The following is an 18067-nucleotide window of genomic DNA, read 5'->3' as shown; positions in this document are numbered from 1 at the left end:
TTATTCGTGAGGCCACAGGAAGGGTTCTTATGATTGAACGGTTGGTGCGTTTGGCGCTGGCGCAGCGGCTGATCGTCTGTCTGGCCGGATTGGCGATGCTGTTCGGCGGATTGTATGCCTTCCACATTCTGGATGTCGTCGCCTATCCGGATCCTTCGCCGCCCATGATCGAAGTGATCACGCAGTATCCCGGTTGGTCCGGCGAACAGATGGAGCGGGCAATCACGCTGCCCATCGAAATTGCGCTGCAAGGCATGCCGGGCCTGGCGGAGATTCGTTCCCTGTCGATTTTCGGATTGAGCGACATCAAGGTCTATTTCGAATTCGGCACCGACTACTTCAAGGATCGTCAGGAGATCCTAAACCGCCTGCAGCTCACCACTCTGCCCCAGAACGTCCAACCCACCATCTCGCCCTGGTCCGCCATCGCGGAAATCTATCGGTATGAACTGACGGGACCCCAGACGTCCCTCACGGACCTGAAGACGATTCAAGACTGGCAACTTCGTCGGGAATTCAAACGCGTGCCCGGCGTGATCGACGTAAGCACCTACGGCGGCACGACCAAGGAATACCACGTCGAGTTAGACCCTGGACAGCTCATGAGCTACAACGTGACGCTCGACCAGGTGATGGATAGCTTGGCGAAGAGCAATACGGATGTCGGAGGCAACTATCTGACGATGGGAGCGCAAAGTTTCAACATCCGCGGCATGGGGCTGATTAAGACGCTCAATGATATTTCCAGCACGGTGGTGACCGAGAAGGAAGGCACGCCGGTGTTCATCCGCAATCTTGGGAAGACCAGCATCGGGTCGAGGGTTCGGTTGGGCAAGGTCGGCATCGACGACCGGGACGATGTTGTGGAGGGCGTCGTGTTATTGCAGCGGGGGGCCAAGGCGCTTGAGGTGCTCGACAAGGTCCATGCCAAGGTTGAGGAACTCAATGCTCGCAAACTCACGCCTGGGGTCGCGGTGAAAACGTTCTACGATCGAACGGTGCTGATCCACACGACCATCGAAACGGTCGTCGATATCTTGATCGCAGGCGTGCTGCTCGTGTCGGTCATTCTCTACCTGTTTTTAGGCCATTTCAGGACTGCGCTCATTGTGGCCTTGACTGTGCCGGTGGCCTTGCTCTTCACATTCGGCATGATGGTGCTCGGCGGACAGTCGGCGAACTTGATTTCGCTCGGCGCGGTCGATTTCGGCATCATCGTCGACTCCACCCTGATCATGGTGGAAAGCATCTTCTACCACCTCGCACATGGGACGCGTCAGGAGAACATGGTATCGCTGCAGATCATGCGGGCGGCGCGGGAGGTGGGGCGACCGATCTTTTTCGCCACGACGATCATCGTCGTGGCTTTCCTGCCGCTGTTCACGATGACCGGGGTGCCGGGGAAGGTGTTCGCGCCGATGTCGCTGACCTATGGATTCGCCCTGAGCGGCGCACTGTTGATGGCGTTCACCCTGGCGCCGGTGCTGTGCTCCTTGCTACTGACGGGCCCGATCAGCGAACGCGACACCGCCGTGGTGGAGTGGATCAAGCGCCGGTATCTTGCGCTGCTGGGGTGGGGATTGCGTCATGAATGGCTCGTGATCGGCATCGCGCTCCTATTCCTCCTCTCGGCGATCGCGGCGGTGCCCCTCATCGGCGGTGAATTCATGCCGGCGCTGGAAGAAGGCAATATCTGGATGCGCACGACGTTCCCTGTCGATATTTCCTTCGAAGAGGCCGCGCATCTGGTGACGGATATCCGAGCGGTCTTCCGTCAGTTTCCGGAGGTCATCAGTGCGGCTTCGCAGTTGGGGCGTCCGGATGATGGGACGGACCCCACGAGTTTCTTCAATGCGGAATTTCTCGTCACGTTGAAACCGTTCAAGCAATGGCGTTCCGAGGTGCCAAACAAGAAAACGCTGATCGACCAGATCGAACGACGGCTGGCGGGCATCCCCGGCGTCACCTTCAATTTTTCGCAGGCTATCCAGGATAACGTGCAGGAGGCCATGTCGGGGGTGAAGGGGGAGAATGCCGTGAAGTTATACGGAAGCGACCTTCAAACCCTGGAGCAACTGGCCAAGCGGATCGAGCAGGTCATGCAGGAGGTTCGCGGGGTCAAAGACCTAGGGGTGCTGCATCTCTTGGGGCAGCCGAATCTCGTCATCGAGGTCAATCGGGATGAGTGTGCGCGGTACGGACTGAAGGTCGGCGACGTCAACGCGGTGGTGCAGGCGGCGATCGGGGGCCAGGCCGTCACACAAGTCTACGAGGGAGAACGCTGGTTCGATTTGGTCGTGCGGTTTCTGCCCGAGTTTCGCCGTGATCTGGAGTCGATCGGCAATATCGTGGTCAGCACACAGGAGGGCGCGAGGATTCCGCTCAAGCAGTTGGCCTCCATCACGGAACAGACCGGCGCGTTCATCGTCTACCGCGAGAACAACGAACGGTACATCCCCATCAAGTTCAGCGTTCGCGGGCGCGACTTGGAGAGTACGGTGCGAGAGGCGCAGGAGCGTATCGCGCAGCAGGTCACATTTCCCCAGGGGTATCGGATCGAATGGCACGGTGAGTTCGATCAATTGCAGGAGGAGAAGGCGCGGCTGTCCAAAATCGTGCCGATGACCCTTGCGATCATCCTGTTCTTGGTGTACCTCGTCCTGAACAATGTGCGCAATGCGCTGTTGGTGCTGGCTGCCGTGCCGTTTTCGTTAGTCGGTGGCGTGTGGGCCCTCTTGGCCACGGGAACGAACTTCAGCATTTCTGCGGCGGTGGGGTTCATCTCGCTGTTTGGGGTGGCAGTACAAGGCGCCTTGATCCTCGTCAGCCGCATGCAGAGCATGCGGGAGGAAGGCTATGAACTGCATCAGGCGATCATGAAGAGCGCGGAAGTCCGCATGCGTCCGGTCCTGATGACGTCACTCGCCGCTGCGATCGGACTCCTGCCCGCGGCGGTCGTCGGCGGGATCGGTGCGCAATCGCAGCAGCCGTTGGCCAGGGTGGTGGTGGGCGGTATGTTGACCTCCGCGGTGCTGATTCTCTTCGTATTGCCCGTGTTGTATCAATTGCTGCACCGCGGACAGGAACGGGTGCAGCCGGGGGGATGTCGGCCAGCCGGCTAGGCCCCGTCCAGCGCCCGGTCAAGATTGAAGGCGGCGCTGATCAGCGCGAGATGGGTAAAGGCTTGCGGGAAATTGCCCAAGGCCTCGCCGCTGTTGCCCGTTTCTTCCGCATAGAGGCCCAGGTGGTTGGCGTATCCGAGCATCCGTTCGAACAGGAGTTGTGCCTCATCCAACTTCCGCCGATCCGTCCGTCCGAGGCGCGTCAACGCTTCCACGAGCCAAAAGCTGCACATGTTGAAGGTCCCCTCTGTGCCGTCCAGCCCGTCGGCTCCGGTTGCGGCGTCATACCGGTGCACTAACCCGTCGGAGACCAAACCACCTTCGTCGGGCGGCCGGTTGATCGCATCCAACATGCGGCGCATTCTCGGATCGGACGGGGAGAGAAAATGGACCAGCGGCATGATCAGGTTGGAGGCATCCAGCGAATCGCTGCCGTACGATTGCACGAAGGTGCCGCGTGACTCGTCCCATCCCTTGGTCATGATCTCTTCGTACACTCGGTCGCGCATGGTCAGCCACTTCAGGTGGTCGGCCGGGAAGGATCGTTTCTGCGCGAGCCGCAGTCCGCGGTCGAAGGCGACCCAGCACATGAGTTTGGAATAGACGAAGTGCCGGCGTCCGCCGCGCACCTCCCAAATGCCCTCGTCCTCGCGGGTCCAGTTCTCGCACAACCAATCGAGCGAGTGCCGGATGTGGGACCAGTGGTGGTACGAGATCGGATTGACGTACTTATTGTAAAGGTAGACGGAGTCCAGCAGCTCTCCGTAAATGTCCAACTGTAGGTGTTGATGGGCGCCGTTGCCGATTCGAACCGGCCGTGACCCTTTGTAGCCGTCCAAATGGTCGAGCCTGTATTCGGTCAGGTCGGTTCGCCCGTCGATGCCATAGACGATCTGCAGCGGGCCCGGCTCGGGCCGATCGTTTCTGGCGCGCGCATCCAACCATTCCATGAACGCCGTCGCCTCGCGCGTAAAGCCGATGCGAATGAGCCCGTAGAGCGTGAAGGCCGAATCCCGGATCCACGTATACCGATAGTCCCAGTTGCGCACCCCACCGATTTCTTCCGGCAGGCTGCAGGTCGGGGAGGCGATGATGGCGCCGGTGGGCTCGAACGTCATGAGCTTGAGCGCAAGCGCGGAGCGGGCGATCATCTCCCGCCAGCGGCCCGTGTAGCGGCTGTGGGAGATCCAGTCATGCCAGAACTGCACGGTGGTTTCGAAGGCGCGCTGCGCGTGATCGTCGGGCAGCGTGGCTCCGCAGCGTGCTCCCTGTTCGATCTCCCGGAGCACGCAGACGGCATGTTCTCCGCGGCGAAGCGTGAACTCACAGAAGACGCCCCGTTCGTCCTGTTTCAGCGGCAAGGTGGTCGCAAGTCCCAATGTGAGGGGAGGGGTCGAAAAGACGGCTCCCTCCGAGTGCAGATGGGTCTCGTGCGACCTGCGCGCGTAATCAAAGGCCGGATGACACTCCAACCGGAAGGTCATGCGGCCGCGCACCACCTTGATGCGTCTGATCAGTTGATGAAAGAGGTCCGGCCCGGTTCCGCCGACCGGCATGAAGTCCTCGATCTCGCCCACGCCTTCGCTCGACAGAAACCGCGTGATCAAGACATTGCTGTCGGGCCAATAGAACTGCTTGGTGGTGATCTCATTGCCCACGGGGGTGATGCTGAAGCGGCCGCCCTTCTTGTCGTCGAGGATCGCGGCAAACACGCTCGGGGAATCGAAATGCGGAAAACACAACCAATCAATGCTGCCGTGGCGCCCCACCAACGCCGTCGTGCGCATGTTGCCGATGATGCCGTAATCCTCGATGGGGTGGTAGGCCATGGAGCGTCCGCGTAATGGAGGAGATGCCGGAGTCTTCCGTGACCATAGCAGAAACGGAGTGAGTTGAGCCAGGCTCATTCGAGGCGAATAGGTATGGCGACGGGAGAACGAGCGGGAAAGGAGCGATCACTCGACGGAAGCAGTCTGGATGATGGTGAGCGCCGTGCGGGGGGGAAAAGCAGCGCCCAATGCGACCTTGCGCGCCGGTCCATGGAGGGTGACGGTCATCGTCTTGCCGTCCCACCGCCAGTCGGCCGACCCGCCCGGCAGCGCCAGTCCCGATACGGACAGCGGATGACGCAGCCAGGCTGCAGGCACCCCTGCGCCGATGACGACCGGGGCGTCTTCGGCACTGTCATCGACAGAGGCCAGCATGTCCTGTTGCAGCAACAGGAGCAGCGCGGCCGTTTCATAATCCGGCGAGACAACATCCTGCCTGTGCCAGCCGCGCAGATATTGCCATCCATCCGCCACGTCGGGTGTCGCCGGTCGTGACCTGTCCCACGTGTACAGTCCCGGCGACGCCTGCTGTTGCCACAGGTGATCCAGTAATGACCATACCGCATCCGGTCGGCCCGATCGTAGGAGGCGATGCGCCTGGGCCAAGGTCGCAGCCGGTCCGGAGTCCGCAAGGGTGGGGCGATAGGCCGCGAGCGGATAGAGGGAGAGCGGCCGGCTGATCGGGGCCAGGACGGTTCGTGGGTGGATTGTCGACAAGTGACTCATCCAGCTCTCCTGCAGTGCCCTCGCCTCCGCCCGCCAGCGTGCCGCCTCCCGTCGCTTACCGAGGCGGGCCGCAAAGTCGGCGGCCGCGGTCAAACCATGATGACTCACGGCATTGACATACTGCGTCGGCCAATCCATTCCCACCCGGCCGACGATGACGCCGTCGCGCGAAGGCTGCGCGAGCATAGCCGTTCTCGCCTGCTGACCGTGTTGCAGATCGTAGGGTGAAGGCACGGTGAAGGGCTCCAGGATCGGATGGGTGGCGGTCCTCATGGCTTCGATGTGCGAGGCTTTCCGCTGAATGTGCGGCCAGAGCCACCGGTCGTGCTGCGTATCACCCAGATAGGCGGCGGCTGTGGTCAACGCCCAAATGGCCAGTCCCGGCGCGTCGGCTTCTGGTCCCGCACCTCCGGCGAAGTCATGGATGGCCAGGAAGCGGGAAAGCACCCAGCCGACGTTGGGATCGCCGACTCGCGCAAGGGCGGCCGTAATGTACGAACCCTCTCGCTGCCAAGCGCGTACGAAGAAGGTCGGATCGCCGGGCCTGGTCTCTCCGCCGACCAACCCCATCATGAGATGGAATCGTTGTGCTTCCATGGACGCGCGAAAGCGCGGATCTGGAACCTCGACCTGCAGCGAGGGAGACGACGGTTTGTAGTATCGGCGCATGTCGATGGGGATCCGAAGGTCCGTCAGCAGCAGTCGATATTCCTGGTCCGGTGTGTCGGCAGTGGGCGCCAACGTCAAGCGGGCATAGCCCCAGCCGGAGTCTCCGCTCCAAGCAGCGGCGGAAGAGCGGGCGGTCAGGCCGCCGGCGTCATTCTCCTCACCCAGGCTGATGCCGGTAGGAGACGGCGTCACGCGCACGACCCAGCGGCGGTTGATGGTCACCTCGTCACCGTCGCGGCTGAGCGCGGTGACCGGTCCGCCGGCCGGGCCCACGCTCCGCAGGAGGATCGCGGGCTTATAGGGACTGTGGTGTTTCAGGCGGAGTTCCCAATGTGTGGCGTCGAGACGCGACCAGGTGGCGTCGTAATAGGGGGTGTACGTCCTGATGGCGGGGACAGGGGACTGGTCGGAAGGCTCGAACGTTTGTTGAATCTTGCTCATCGGCAGCGTCTGGCTGGTGACCACCGGGCGATCTTCGGCATCGCAGAGCCACAACGAGACCCCGAAGCTGGGCGCCTGCGGACTGAAGTCTCCGCCCGGCTCATGATAGGCGTGCTCGGCTTCAGGAGACCCTGGGACGGCCAAGAGGATATGTCCCACGGACCGCGGCCACGGGCGGTCGGGGTCCTTCTGCATCCGGTCGAGCATGGCTTCGCGTTGCGGCGTGAACTGCGAGGCCATGGCGACCGACTGACGGAACTGCTGCCAGTTGTTGATGCCTCCGCAAAGAATCAGCAGCCCGGCAACCGCGAGGACCCAGGGGCGTCGGCGCCCGAACGCCCCGAGGGCGGTCAGGGAGAGGAGCAACGGAAGGAAATTCATGCTGTACGTAAAGGTCTCTTCGCCATAGACCATATGGAGGGCAAGTTCGAATAGCAACATGGCCGTCAGTACCAGTCGGAAGCGGAGGTGATGGTTCCATGTGACGAGCCCCCACAGGCCGGTGAGGAGCAGCGCGGACCAGAGGCCGACCGCCGCCAAGCCGAGCGGACCCCCGGACCCCGGCGTGGAAAACTGAAAGGCAAGGCGCTGCGACAGACGGAACGAATCGTCGCCGTATTGGATGTACCCATCGTCATCCATCAGTCGCACGGCCGGCGCGACCACCGTGTGGAAAGCGAACGACGACGCGATGTGGTGCATCTGTCCCGACTGCGGATGGTTGATCCAGTTGGCCTCTTTGCGGCTCCCGATGAAAAACTCCGCCGAGGGAAAGAACAACTTCTGCGCGCCCCAGAGCAGCACGACCAGGCAGAAGGCGTTGATGGAGAGTTGGATCGCCTGCTTCAGCGGCCAGCGCGCCACGGTCGACAGGAGGCCGCTCGCCCAGTTGGTGACGGTGATGCTGAGGCTCAAGGCGCTCGCTGCGACATAGAGGGAGGCTCCGACTCGACGCTGCTCGGCGAGGAGCAGCACGGTCAGGGCAATCATGATCGACCAGGATCCCCACGTACAGGAGTTGGGCACGGGGAGCCAGAAGAAAGCCGATGCGCTGGAGAGCCCGAGCAAGGTGAAGAGGCCGGCATCGAGCCGAGGGCAGCCCAGGAGCCGTAACAGCAGATAGAGGGTTGCGCTCCAGGCGCCGCCGATCACCCCCGTTACGTACAGGGCTGCCTGCAGCGGCGGGAGGGCCAGCGCCTGCCGAATGAGGAACACGGGTGTGAAGGTCAGGAGCGAAAACAGGGGATGCACCGACGTGCGGGAGTGGTCGTCGGTGCGGGAGATCATATTGGACACTTCGCGGATCGTATCGGCTTCGAACCAGAAATCCATCGAGTGGAGGAGAAACGAGGGCATCGTCCCGGCAAGGGCGGCTGAGGCGGTGCCGACGGCGAGTACCAAGATGGCCGAGATGAGCCAGTCGGCTGCCGTCAGGGATGCAGGGTCCGGCGGGGGGGCCGGCGCCGGCGATTCTAGCGGCTCGCGCAGGTCGACCGAGTCATCCGGCTCCGGAAGAGGAAGGGGCCGTGCGGTATTGCCGTCGAAGACCATGGTGCACGCGTGATCGGATGATCCGGCTTCGGACTGAAGCGGGAGAAGGGGCGTCGTGCTGGTGCGTGTTGGTTAGGTTTCTCGGGCTGGTTGCCGATAACGTCGAACGGCTGTGCTCTACTACCTCACATTCTATGCGACTGCCGCCATGCTGGGCCTGCTGTGGAGGTATGCCTTCCGACAAGGCGACGCTCGTCCCACGCTCCGTTTCGTCGTGGGGGCCGGAATCGGTGCGCTCGCCCTGTGGATGTGGAGGTCGTCCGAACCGACGGTGCCCTTCTCCGATTTCACGGTCGCCTACTATCCGGCCGGTCGCTTGGTGTTGGAGGACCTGCCGCGTCTCTTTCAGCGCTGCTGGGATACGCCGGTCTGTGGCTTCGTCAACATCCCGATCGTGGCGTTCCTCTTCACCCCCTTTTCGATCTTGACCCTGCGCCATGCGCAATGGCTGTTCCTCGGCTTCTCCCTGACCTGTCTGGTTCTCAGTCTGGGCTTGCTCTGGTCGATTGCGGAACGCACCAGGGCGCGGCGCTGGGCGATCCTCTCGTTGTTCGCGCTGAACGGACCGCTCATTTACAGTCTGAAGGAAGGCAACCTGACGCACTGTGCGCTGTTGCTGTTGGTTGCCGGCGTGGTCTGTCTGGATCGAGGCTGGGAGCGAAGCGCAGGCCTGTGGTTTGCGTTGGCGGCCGTCATCAAACTGCCGTTGCTGCTCTTCGGCGTATATTTTTTCGGAACGCGCCGCTGGCAGGTGGTGTGGGGGTATGGGGCCACGGTTGCGGCCCTATCGTGCGCCTCATTGGGGTATGCGGGCTGGGCCAGTCATGCCGACTGGTATCGTGAAGTGATCCAACCTTTTTCCAAGCAGGGGCTGACGGCCTTCAACGTTCAATCCGTGGAGGGCCTGTTGTTGCGTCTGCAGGACGGCGCCGCCCTCTATGATTGGAAAGTCGTGCCGGTTTCGTCGGACATCAAGACGATCGGCCGCGCCGCCACGCTGCTGTTGCTGGCTGTTTCCGCCGTGCTGTTCCTGCGCCATCCTGGGGTCCGTCCACGTGAGACGATGTATGTGGACCTGTCGATGGTCCTGTGCCTGGCCTTGATCATCAGCCCCATCTCCTGGACACACTATTACCTGCTCCTGCTGTTGCCGCTCTCACTGTACGTGGGTAACCGCTTGCCCATGCCGCAGGCTGGCCCTTGGCCCACCCTGGTGGGGCTGGCCATACTCCTGGCGTCGCCGCCCGTCATCTTTCCTTGGGCGGAGGGTGCGTCGGTGGGGGTTTGGCAGAAGCTGTTGCTCTCTCATTATCTCGCCGGTGCGTTGCTCCTCTGGGCGTTGTTGGCCGCTGCACGGTGGCTGGTGGCCGATGTCCGCCGACTGCACCTGGTTCCCTCAATGAGTGAGGAGTCGGCCCGGCGCGATAATCGACGGATGCATCTGGCCGAACCGGACGATTCCTACGATCAACGGGCGGCAGGATAATCACCGTCGCCCGCTCCCGTCTTGTCAGGGCAGCGCTTCCGCCCTCACCACATACTGCAAGGGCCCGCCCGGTCTGGTCGCGTCGAACGGAAAACAGGTGACTAGCACCAGTTCCCGGCGATCGTGCTCCAGTCGAATGGCGTCATGCCGCGCATCCATCAGCGGCGGTCCGTGACCCTATAGTAATCACGCCGCCCGTCTCGCCCCACCACCTCCAGTCGTTCGCCCACGGTCACCTCCTGTAAGAAACGAAAGTGCGTGTCCCGGTGGCCGGTCAGCAGCATGGTGCCGGGCGCGCCGGGTGACGCTGTCGAACTCACGTGCCCCGGCCCGAAGGCCAGGGTCCGGCCCGACGCCTCGGCGAGGACGATGAGATCGACAGCATGTGCTGGCATGAGCAACCGTCCGACCGGCCAGGTGTCGGCCCAAGGCCATGGTTGTGGCCGTTCTTCTCCCGCCAACGTGCGCGACCAGGCCCGCTCCAGGAGGATCTGGGCGAGCCACGCCTTCGCATGGATCCACAGGCCTTGCGACCCCTGCCAGAGCCCCATCGCCAGCGGGCAGATCAGTAATGCTCGGCAGAGCGTCCGTCTCGAATGGAAGGGGCTCATGTCGTGCAACGTCGCAGGAGCATCCAGCCGAGACAAGCGAGGGCCAGGCTCGAGCATCCGATCAGGAGGCGGAGCCGTCCGTCGGTGGCAGTGCTGGGGAGGCCGAAGATGGCGCGATACTCCTGCCCGTCAGGCAAGTTGGTAGCCAAGATACGGGAGGTGAGCGTGGTGTCGATCGGCTTTGCAGGCGTCACGTCCACCGCAACCAGACTGCTGTAGGCGCTCACGAGGTGGTGGGCGAGGGCACTGCCAGCACAGCCCGGCGAATGTCCTCCTCCGGGGTTCCCATGACCTTGTCATCCATCAACGAGGCGATCTTCTCCCTGGCCCAGAGGACCGACAAGCCGGACGTCGGCTCGGCGCGCGCAGTGGTGACCGGGAGAGACCAGCGTCGCTCGCCCATCCGTCCCTGCAGGCTCAGTTGCGTCGGAATGGTCCGTGCCTTGACGGCAAGCATCAGCGGTTCTCCGTCATACAAGTCCGGAAGGCGGGGCGGGTAGGACTCCTGCTCCTCCCAGCCGGAGTGATCCAGCGACAAGTGCGTCCAGAGCGGACGTTCCAATTTCCTGAACAGATCGTCGAGCCGCTCCTTGCCCTCTGTGAGGCTGACGATTGCAGTGAAGGTCCCGTAGCCGAACTGGGCGGCCTTTCGCATCAAGTGGCTGTTGGGGGCGGACCCGATGCCGATCGTGAAGAGGCGGCGTGGGGCCTGCGCGAGGGCGACCTTCGCCTGCTCGATGGAGGTGCCGGCCATCGACCCGGACGTGTCGATGACGAAGGTCACATCGCGCGGCAGAGGCGCGCCGCTCTGGGGCTGCGCGGGCGGCATCACCAGCATCAGGGCATAGGTCTCGCCGTCCCGCTGTTCGCTCAGGATCGTTGCCGTCGGGGTTGCGCCCTCCGCGGGACGCCAGATGAGTAGGAAATCGCGGTCTGCCGGCGCAGTTCCTTCTTTCAGCGCAATGTGGTGCCGCCCGTCCCCGTCGGCAAGATCGATGATCTCATGGGAAGGCGATGCGACCGCCCCGAGCGGAAAACCCGGTAGCAGGGTGATCGACAGGCTCACGGGGTTGATCAAGCCCTGCTTCGGCGGCAGGACCGGCGGCGTGAGGCGCGAGGCATCCGGCACGCGATCGGTATCGGCCGAGGTGCCGGTGCCCTGACGTCCTTGGCCCTCTACGGTGACGGGAACGCCGGGAATATATCGAGGGCCGACAACCATGGGGAAGCGCAATTGAAAGCGGCCGCCGTCGAACCGCAGCGTCTCCTGATATTGGATCTCGACCGTGATCCGTTCGCCGGGACCGATGTTCGCTACGCTGGTTGTGAAGATGTTGGAGCGCTCCTGTTCCAGCAAGCTCGCGCGTTGTCCCTGTTGCTTGGCCTGCTGGTAGAAAGTTTTGGCTTCGCCCCGTTCCTTGATCTGGCCCTCGATCACGCGCTCACCGACGACCATGCGGAGGTGGTCGACGGCTGCGCCGTCGGGGAGCGGAAAGACATAGGTGGCCTCGGTCCAGTCGCCTTGCTTGTCGCTGGGGTTCACGAACTTTTGCCTGACCGACGTGCGGGCGACGATCCCGGTGACGTTGATGTGGACCTCGGTCTGGACGGAGGGGCTCGGCGTAAAGCGCCCCGCTTCAGCGGAACGGTACAGGAGCGTTCCCCCGTAAGCCTGAGCCATGGACCAGGCACTGGAAAGAACCATGGGTAATAGAAAGAAGAGCGCGGCGCCGGTTCGTCTGAACATGGGACCTCGTTGGTTCGATGTTGGGGAGGTTGCGCGGCGGGACCCGCGCGGAGAGTTGCTCCGCGCGGGCTCGTCGGCTCCGTTATTCGGCGCTGTCCGTTGACGAACCGGTTTCCATCACAGACCCATCCTCCGGCCTGCTCGTCTCCGTGGAGTCGTCTTGGGCAGCCTCCACAACCGGCACAGCTGCGATGGGCGCGACCGCGAGGTGCTCCCGCCCCACGTTCCTCATCTCAAGGTGCACTCGGCGATTCATCCGCCGGCAGAGGTCGCTGCCGTCGATGCATAAGGCACCCTCCTCTCCCAGACTCACGGTGCGGATGGCGTGCTCCGACACGCCCAAGGCGATCAACTGTTGCTTGACCGTCTCCGCCCGTTTCATGCCGAGGATCTGGTTGAAGGCCCGCGACCCCTGCAGATCCGTATAGCCCTGGAGCAAGACACCCCAATCAGGCTCGTTTTTCAGGAACTCTGCATGGCGTTGAAGGGTGGCCTTGGCATCGTCGGTCAGTCCCTTTCGACCGACCTCGAAGGTGATGTCGTCGTGCAGGATATCGAGGCTGCGGGTCGCCAGCGGCGCCGCTTCGACGGGGGTGGCGGGCATTGCTGCCGCGACTGGGATGGCGGTTCCGGAGCTCTTGAGGGCTTCGGAGACCTGGCTGCTTTCCAGCTGGTCGGCTTGGTGGGAATTATGGGCGGCTTCGTCCGTCTGGGAGTAGTACCAGAATCCGGCAACGACGAGGGCGACGAATAACACCAAACCGCTCAGGATATAGGTTTCGCGAAGGTCTCGATCCGGTCCCATGATCTTGGGCGAGACGGGGCCGGCGCTGACGGTGGCTGTCGGGGTCTTGTGCATGGTCTCTGCTCCTTGTGTGACGGGGCCGGATCACCGGCCCAGTGGTTCATGATGTCTCCTGCTCTTGCGTCATGCGCGACTGGGCCGGCGGCGTACGCTCACCTCCTTTCTGGCCGTGCCGCAGTCGGGCGGTGCGTAGAGCAAGCCAAAGACCAGGCATGGCGCGGCGGCAGGACGGAGCAAACGCTAAGGGAGACAACGAGTTAGGAGAAATGAGGCGTTGCGCGGGGATGGCTGCTCATGCGGGGATCAGCGGGGCATGCGGGGCCAGCCCCGCATATGGAATTCCCCCCGCACCAGCACCTCCACGAATTTGAAGTGCCGCTCGGGAAGGTTTTTGAACCGTCGTCGGCAATCGCGGAGGGCGTCCTCGACGGTGGTGAATGGGGCGATGGTGTTCAGGAGGTGCCCATGGTAGTCCATCAGTTTGAGTTCGACGGCGCGTTGGAGCGAAGGATCACCGGCCAGGGCTGAGGCAGCCTTGGCTTGATCGCCTCCTGCCTCCACGAGCGCCTGGAAACAGAGCCCCTTGAGGCGCTGCGTCACCGTGCTGCGATCCCACCCCAAAGCCTTGGCCGTCGCCTGCATGTCGAATCGTTGCTGTCGCAGCTGCTGTAACACGGCGAGATCGCCTGCCGGATCGGGTAGCACGGGGCCTGGTTGCAGCCGCGTTGTGCCGACGTCCAATCGGAGGTCACCCACCCCGAGCACGGGACCTTCCCGCAAGGCCACCGCCTGTTCCAAACAGTGGCGTAATTCACGCACGTTCCCCTGCCAGGGATGCTGCCTCAAGGCCTCCACGGCTTCGCCGGAAAGAGACAGTGTGGCCGGGGCGCCCTGGGCCTTCGCTTCCTGCAGACAGGCGCCGGCCAGAGCGGCGATGTCGTCGGGCCGCTCGCGGAGCGGCGGCAGATGGAGGACCAGGCCCTTCAACCGGAAATAGAGATCTTCACGGAACCAACCTTCGGATACGCCGAGCTGCAGGTCTTTGTTCGTTGCGGCCACGATGCGCACATCGACCGTGGTGGGGGTGGTCGCGCCGACTCGATAGAAGGTGCGCTCTTGGAGCACACGCAGCAGCTTGCTTTGATGATCGAGCCGCAAGTCGCCGATTTCGTCCAGGAAGATCGTGCCTTGATGTGCCAGTTCGAAATACCCCTTCCGATCCGTCAAGGCGCCGGTGAAGCTCCCGCGTACGTGGCCGAACAGTTCACTTTCGAAAAGTTCGGGCGAGATAGCCGCCATGTTGACTGCGACGAAGGGCTTGGCGGAGCGAGGGCTGAGGCGGTGGACGGCGCGGGCGAACAACTCCTTGCCCGTTCCGGGCTCGCCGGTGATGAGCATGGTGACGGTGGAGCGCGCGCCTTTCTTCAGGTCGCGAAACATCGCCAGCAGGGCCGGCGTGCCGGTGATGATGCCCAGCTGGGCACATTCTCGGCGCAGGGATTCCTGCTCGGCATTACCCAGCGGCGCGGAGGTGAGCGTGGCGGCCTGCAGATTCTGCAGCTGTCGTTGGAGTTCCTCCATCCGCCGGCGTGTGGCGGCCTCCTGCGTCTGGGCTTCGGCGACTTTTGCCTGCAATTCGGCGGCACACTTGGCCGACTCGGCTTCCTTGGAGACCGACTGGGAGATACTGGCCTGGGCCGTCTCCAAATCTTCCTCCAGCGTTTCCACGGCCGTCTCGCGATACACAAGGGCCTCCCTGACGGAGATCAGGTCCTGTTGAATCTGCAACATATCCTGTTCCAGCAGCGCCACACGGCGGCCGGCCATCACCTGCGCGAGTAGGTTCGCCGCAACGAGGACGAGCACCGCTGCCGTGACGGGTATGATGAACGGAAACACCCAGTGGCTGCCGGCCAGCAGGGCCAGGCTGGACGTCAGATACATCCAGAGGGCGGCAGCCCCCGACAGCAAGCCCCGCCAATCGGGCCGGCGCAGGACCAGCCAGGCGATGCAGCCGCTCAGGAAGAGCGTGATCACCCACCGTTGAAGCGGCGACAGCTCCCTGATCCACTTCTCGGAGATGAGGGTGTGGAAGAGGTGCGCCTGGAGCAGCAGGTCGGAGACCATGTCGCCGGACGGGGTGAGGGAGTCCGCCTGCGAGCGCGGTTGGGTGAACAGAAAGATCACCTTTCCGTTCGCCAACGCGGCCAGCCCTTCCGCATCCTTCTGTTCGACCAAACGAAGGAGGTCGTGAACGGCGACGGTATGGAAGGCTGTGGTGGGGTGCGGTCCGACAAAGTCGATGAGCAGGCGACCCTGTCCATCCAACGGAAGCTTCTCCTCCGGGCGCGTGAATGCCGTTGGATTCCGCAAGGCGGCCAGCCTGAGGCCCAGGGCCGGCAGGTCGCCGCCTTCCTCACGGTAGAGGAGCCGAGCCCGTCGCACGACGTGATCCGGATCGGCCGAGGGGGTGATGATGCTCTTGCCTGGAATCACGAGGCTGGTGGGGTCGGGTGTTAGGCTGGGGTCCTGATCCGGCATGGGGATCTGCAAGGCCGGATAGGCGACCATCCCGGCGGTCTTGACCGCTTCGATCAGGAGCGCATCGCTCACTGCGCCACCCTGGTGGGGCGGGCTCGGAAGATTGAGAGGAATGTCGAGGCCGATGGCCGAGGCGCCGGCATCATGGAGCGCGATGATCAGTCGCGCGGACAGGCTCCGGTCCCAGACACCGCCGCCCAATTGGCGGTCGCTCGCCGCGTCGCGCACCACGAGGAGCACATCCGGACCGGCAGCCGGCTGACGGCGAACCTGCAACCAGGTATCGTAGGGACCCCATTCCAGGGCCGTGTAGGTGAGGGGAGCGAACGACCAGAGAAGCCCCGCGAGCCCGCTCGAGGCGAAGGCCATGACCGCGGCTTGCAGCCAAACGGTCCTGACGAACAGGCGAGCGGCAATAGGCATGGGCTCCGAGATTACGGTTTGGGAGCGTCCGGCGCGGCCTCGTCCAGAATGCGTTTCACCTCATCTCGCGGAAGGCCCTTCAGGTAGCTCTTGGCCTTCGCGAGGTCCGCCGCCAGCCCAAGGCCCTTGGCATAGATGCGGGCCAGGGCCGTGCGGGATGCGACCGAACCATCGGCCGCCGTGGATTCCAGATAACTCATGATCCATTGCCCATGGGGTGGGAGCTGGTCGTCGAGCCCCTGTTCGTACAGGCGGACAAGCGTCGCGTGCGCACTGTCGTTCAACGCGTAGGCTTCCCGCAGCAGCACGGGTAGGGCTTCGGCGGTGCGTCCCTGCCGCAGGAGGGTGGTGCCGACGGTCTCCGGCGTCTGGGCTCGATCGAGATCGGGAAAGTCCAGCCAAATTTGATCGCAATATTCCTTGAACGCTTCCGCCGCCGCCTTGGACTGTTTCGTCTGCAGGTTGCCCTTTACCACGGCGATGCGGCGGAGTTGCGTGAGGGCCTGCGCCGCTTCCGGCAAGCCCTGATCGAAGGCGCGCGACCACCAGGTGACGGCCATGGTCAGATTCTTGTCCGCGCCCTGTCCGGAACGATAGGCGTTGCCGAGAAAATACTGTGCCTTGGCGATCCCGGCCAGTGCAGCGGTTTCCAACTCCTGGGCCGCCTCTTTCTCCTTGCCCGCCATTTTGAGCACCAAGCCCAGACGATAATGCGCTTCGGCAAAGTCCGGCTTGAGCTTCAGCGCCTCCTGATAGGCCTTGATGGCTTGGGCGACATTGCCGCGCGTGTAGTGGATGGTGCCCATGCTGTAGTGGGCCTGCACGAGGGTCGCATCCAGGCGGACGGCCTCCTGGAATTCCGTCATGGCGTTGCGCCAGTCCTGCTTGGCCATGAGGGCCGTTCCCAAATCCATGTGGGCCTGGGCGACCGAGGGATGGAACCGGAGGGCCGTGCGAAACTCGTCGATCGCCGCATCGGTATCACCCAGTTGAAACAGGGTTCGGCCCAAGGCCAGACGCGGTTCTTGGGCATCGGGTTCGGTATGGACCGTCTTGCGGGTTTGGCTCAGGGTTTCCAGCAGGGTCAACGCTGGTGGCGGCGGAGGAGGTGGTGGGCTTGCCGATTCTGCCGGCAACGGTTCGACGCGGACGGCTTCTGCCTCCTCGGTCTGGGTAGGAGACGGCGGCGGAGGGGGAGGTGTTGGGCTCTCTGCCGCAGCGGGAGATTCTTCGGGGGCCGAAGGGGCTTGGCTCGCAGCCTCGGTCGAAGGGGCCGGCACGGTGGATTCCTGCGCTGTGACCGGTGCGGGCTGGAACAGGACCGCGGCGAGTATGAGCGGGAGCCATCCTGCCAGGACAAGGGGTTGCGGAGACATAGGCGCTGACGAACCTCCAGAGTGAAAGACTGACATATATACACGGGGAGCGAGGAAAAATTCCACGAGGGCTGAGTCAGGTCGTGAACAGGGCAAGGGTCAACGGCAGGGCCGCAAGCAACAACAACAGGCCGATGACCACATAGCGCCACCAGGACAGTTGGTCTTGCAGCAGCAGAAATCCAAGACCGACCCCTTCGGCCAACAGCCAGTTGCGAAACTCTTGCGGCGGCACCTGGGTCAATCCACGCTGCTGGCAGGAGGTCATGAAGCGATCGACCACGACCCCTTGCAGAATGGAGCGCAGCAGCCGTTCGAGCCAACGAGGGAGACGGAAGCGTTCGCCGGTCTGAGAAATGAGGCGATGGAGGAGGGCCTCGTACTCTTCCCTGGTTGCGGCGAGGGTGCGTCCACCGGAGCCGGGCGAATTCCTGATTTCCGGAAGGTTGTGTAGCCAGCCGCGCAGGCTCTGCTCGATCTGTTCGACGGTCAGCTCGGCGGTGCGTACCATTCCAGCGAGGACGCCTCCGCCTAACGCGAGGAGCAGGCATGCCGCCGCGAGCCCCCAACTTCCCACCTGTAGCCACGTTCCATGGCCGGAGGTCTGAGTCGCGTAGTAGAGCCCCGCTCCGCCGACGCAGGCCAATGACATGCAAATATAGAACGGCAGGGTTCTCATGAGCGTGCGAACGAACGTGCGGGGCGGAGGTGAGGACAGAGCCGATGGAGAGGAGACAGTC

10 protein-coding genes and 1 pseudogene are annotated in these 18067 nt (G+C 63.3%); 2 read left to right on the top strand and 9 right to left on the bottom strand.

The genetic code is table 11. The annotated features are described in order from the left end of the window. Nucleotides 1-29: 29 nt before the first annotated feature. A complete protein-coding gene (locus HRU82_07040) occupies nt 30-3122 on the top strand; it encodes an efflux RND transporter permease subunit (GenBank protein QOJ34710.1) in 3093 nt (1030 codons plus the stop codon). Here HRU82_07040 and HRU82_07035 read toward each other — a convergent pair. After that, nucleotides 3119-4951 (bottom strand): glycoside hydrolase family 15 protein, encoded by a 1833-nt coding sequence (locus HRU82_07035; GenBank protein QOJ34709.1) that lies wholly within the window; start codon nt 4949-4951, stop codon nt 3119-3121. The two genes, HRU82_07040 and HRU82_07035, sit on opposite strands and share 4 nt — an antisense overlap. Before the next feature lie 126 nt (nt 4952-5077). Further along, complete coding sequence (locus tag HRU82_07030) at nt 5078-8221, bottom strand: hypothetical protein (GenBank protein QOJ37142.1); 3144 nt, start codon at nt 8219-8221, stop codon at nt 5078-5080. 265 nt (nt 8222-8486) lie between these two features. Here HRU82_07030 and HRU82_07025 point away from each other — a divergent pair, with 265 nt between their 5' ends. Continuing rightward, on the top strand, nt 8487-9824 hold the full coding sequence (locus tag HRU82_07025) for a DUF2029 domain-containing protein (protein ID QOJ34708.1): 1338 nt from the start codon (nt 8487-8489) through the stop codon (nt 9822-9824). A 24-nt stretch (nt 9825-9848) separates the two neighbouring features. On the opposite strand, the pseudogene HRU82_07020 reads toward HRU82_07025, so the two are convergent. The 7 genes and pseudogenes from HRU82_07020 to HRU82_06990 all read right to left on the bottom strand — a co-directional run bounded on the left by HRU82_07020 (nt 9849) and on the right by HRU82_06990 (nt 18006). Then, a pseudogene (locus tag HRU82_07020) lies at nt 9849-10435 on the bottom strand (class GN sortase). Then, nucleotides 10432-10662 carry a hypothetical protein gene (locus HRU82_07015; protein ID QOJ34707.1) on the bottom strand — a complete coding sequence of 77 codons (231 nt, stop codon included), beginning with the start codon at nt 10660-10662 and terminating at the stop codon, nt 10432-10434. The pseudogene HRU82_07020 and the gene HRU82_07015 overlap by 4 nt, the downstream one beginning before the upstream one ends. Next, on the bottom strand, nt 10659-12182 hold the full coding sequence (locus tag HRU82_07010) for a hypothetical protein (protein QOJ34706.1): 1524 nt from the start codon (nt 12180-12182) through the stop codon (nt 10659-10661). Before HRU82_07010 ends, HRU82_07015 begins: the two co-directional genes overlap by 4 nt. 82 nt (nt 12183-12264) lie before the next feature. Further along, entirely contained in the window at nt 12265-13041 is a 777-nt protein-coding gene (locus tag HRU82_07005; GenBank protein ID QOJ34705.1) for an OmpA family protein, read from the bottom strand. Nucleotides 13042-13290: 249 nt separating this feature from the next. Further along, the gene (locus tag HRU82_07000) at nt 13291-15951 is read right to left on the bottom strand and encodes a sigma 54-interacting transcriptional regulator (GenBank protein QOJ34704.1); all 2661 of its coding nucleotides are present in this window, start codon (nt 15949-15951) and stop codon (nt 13291-13293) included. A gap of 11 nt (nt 15952-15962) precedes the next feature. Then, the gene (locus tag HRU82_06995) at nt 15963-17327 is read right to left on the bottom strand and encodes a tetratricopeptide repeat protein (GenBank protein ID QOJ34703.1); all 1365 of its coding nucleotides are present in this window, start codon (nt 17325-17327) and stop codon (nt 15963-15965) included. 76 nt (nt 17328-17403) lie between these two features. Continuing rightward, nucleotides 17404-18006, bottom strand: coding sequence for a hypothetical protein (locus tag HRU82_06990; protein ID QOJ34702.1), 603 nt, complete (start codon nt 18004-18006; stop codon nt 17404-17406). Nucleotides 18007-18067 lie beyond the last annotated feature (61 nt).

Origin of the sequence: Nitrospira sp., assembly GCA_015709715.1 — a bacterium.
Classification (GTDB): Bacteria; Nitrospirota; Nitrospiria; order Nitrospirales; family Nitrospiraceae; genus Nitrospira_A.
The sequence above is the reverse complement of the archived record's forward strand: the minus strand, read 5'-3'. Positions and strand labels throughout refer to the sequence as shown.

Coding starts and splice junctions, on each gene's coding strand:
- HRU82_06990 (QOJ34702.1), bottom strand. CDS start 18,006: ATGAGAACCCTGCCGTTCTATATTTGCATGTCATTGGCCTGCGTCGGC.
- HRU82_07025 (QOJ34708.1), top strand. CDS start 8,487: ATGCTGGGCCTGCTGTGGAGGTATGCCTTCCGACAAGGCGACGCTCGT.
- HRU82_07010 (QOJ34706.1), bottom strand. CDS start 12,182: ATGTTCAGACGAACCGGCGCCGCGCTCTTCTTTCTATTACCCATGGTT.
- HRU82_07035 (QOJ34709.1), bottom strand. CDS start 4,951: ATGGCCTACCACCCCATCGAGGATTACGGCATCATCGGCAACATGCGC.
- HRU82_07000 (QOJ34704.1), bottom strand. CDS start 15,951: ATGCCTATTGCCGCTCGCCTGTTCGTCAGGACCGTTTGGCTGCAAGCC.
- HRU82_07040 (QOJ34710.1), top strand. CDS start 30: ATGATTGAACGGTTGGTGCGTTTGGCGCTGGCGCAGCGGCTGATCGTC.
- HRU82_07005 (QOJ34705.1), bottom strand. CDS start 13,041: ATGCACAAGACCCCGACAGCCACCGTCAGCGCCGGCCCCGTCTCGCCC.
- HRU82_06995 (QOJ34703.1), bottom strand. CDS start 17,327: ATGTCTCCGCAACCCCTTGTCCTGGCAGGATGGCTCCCGCTCATACTC.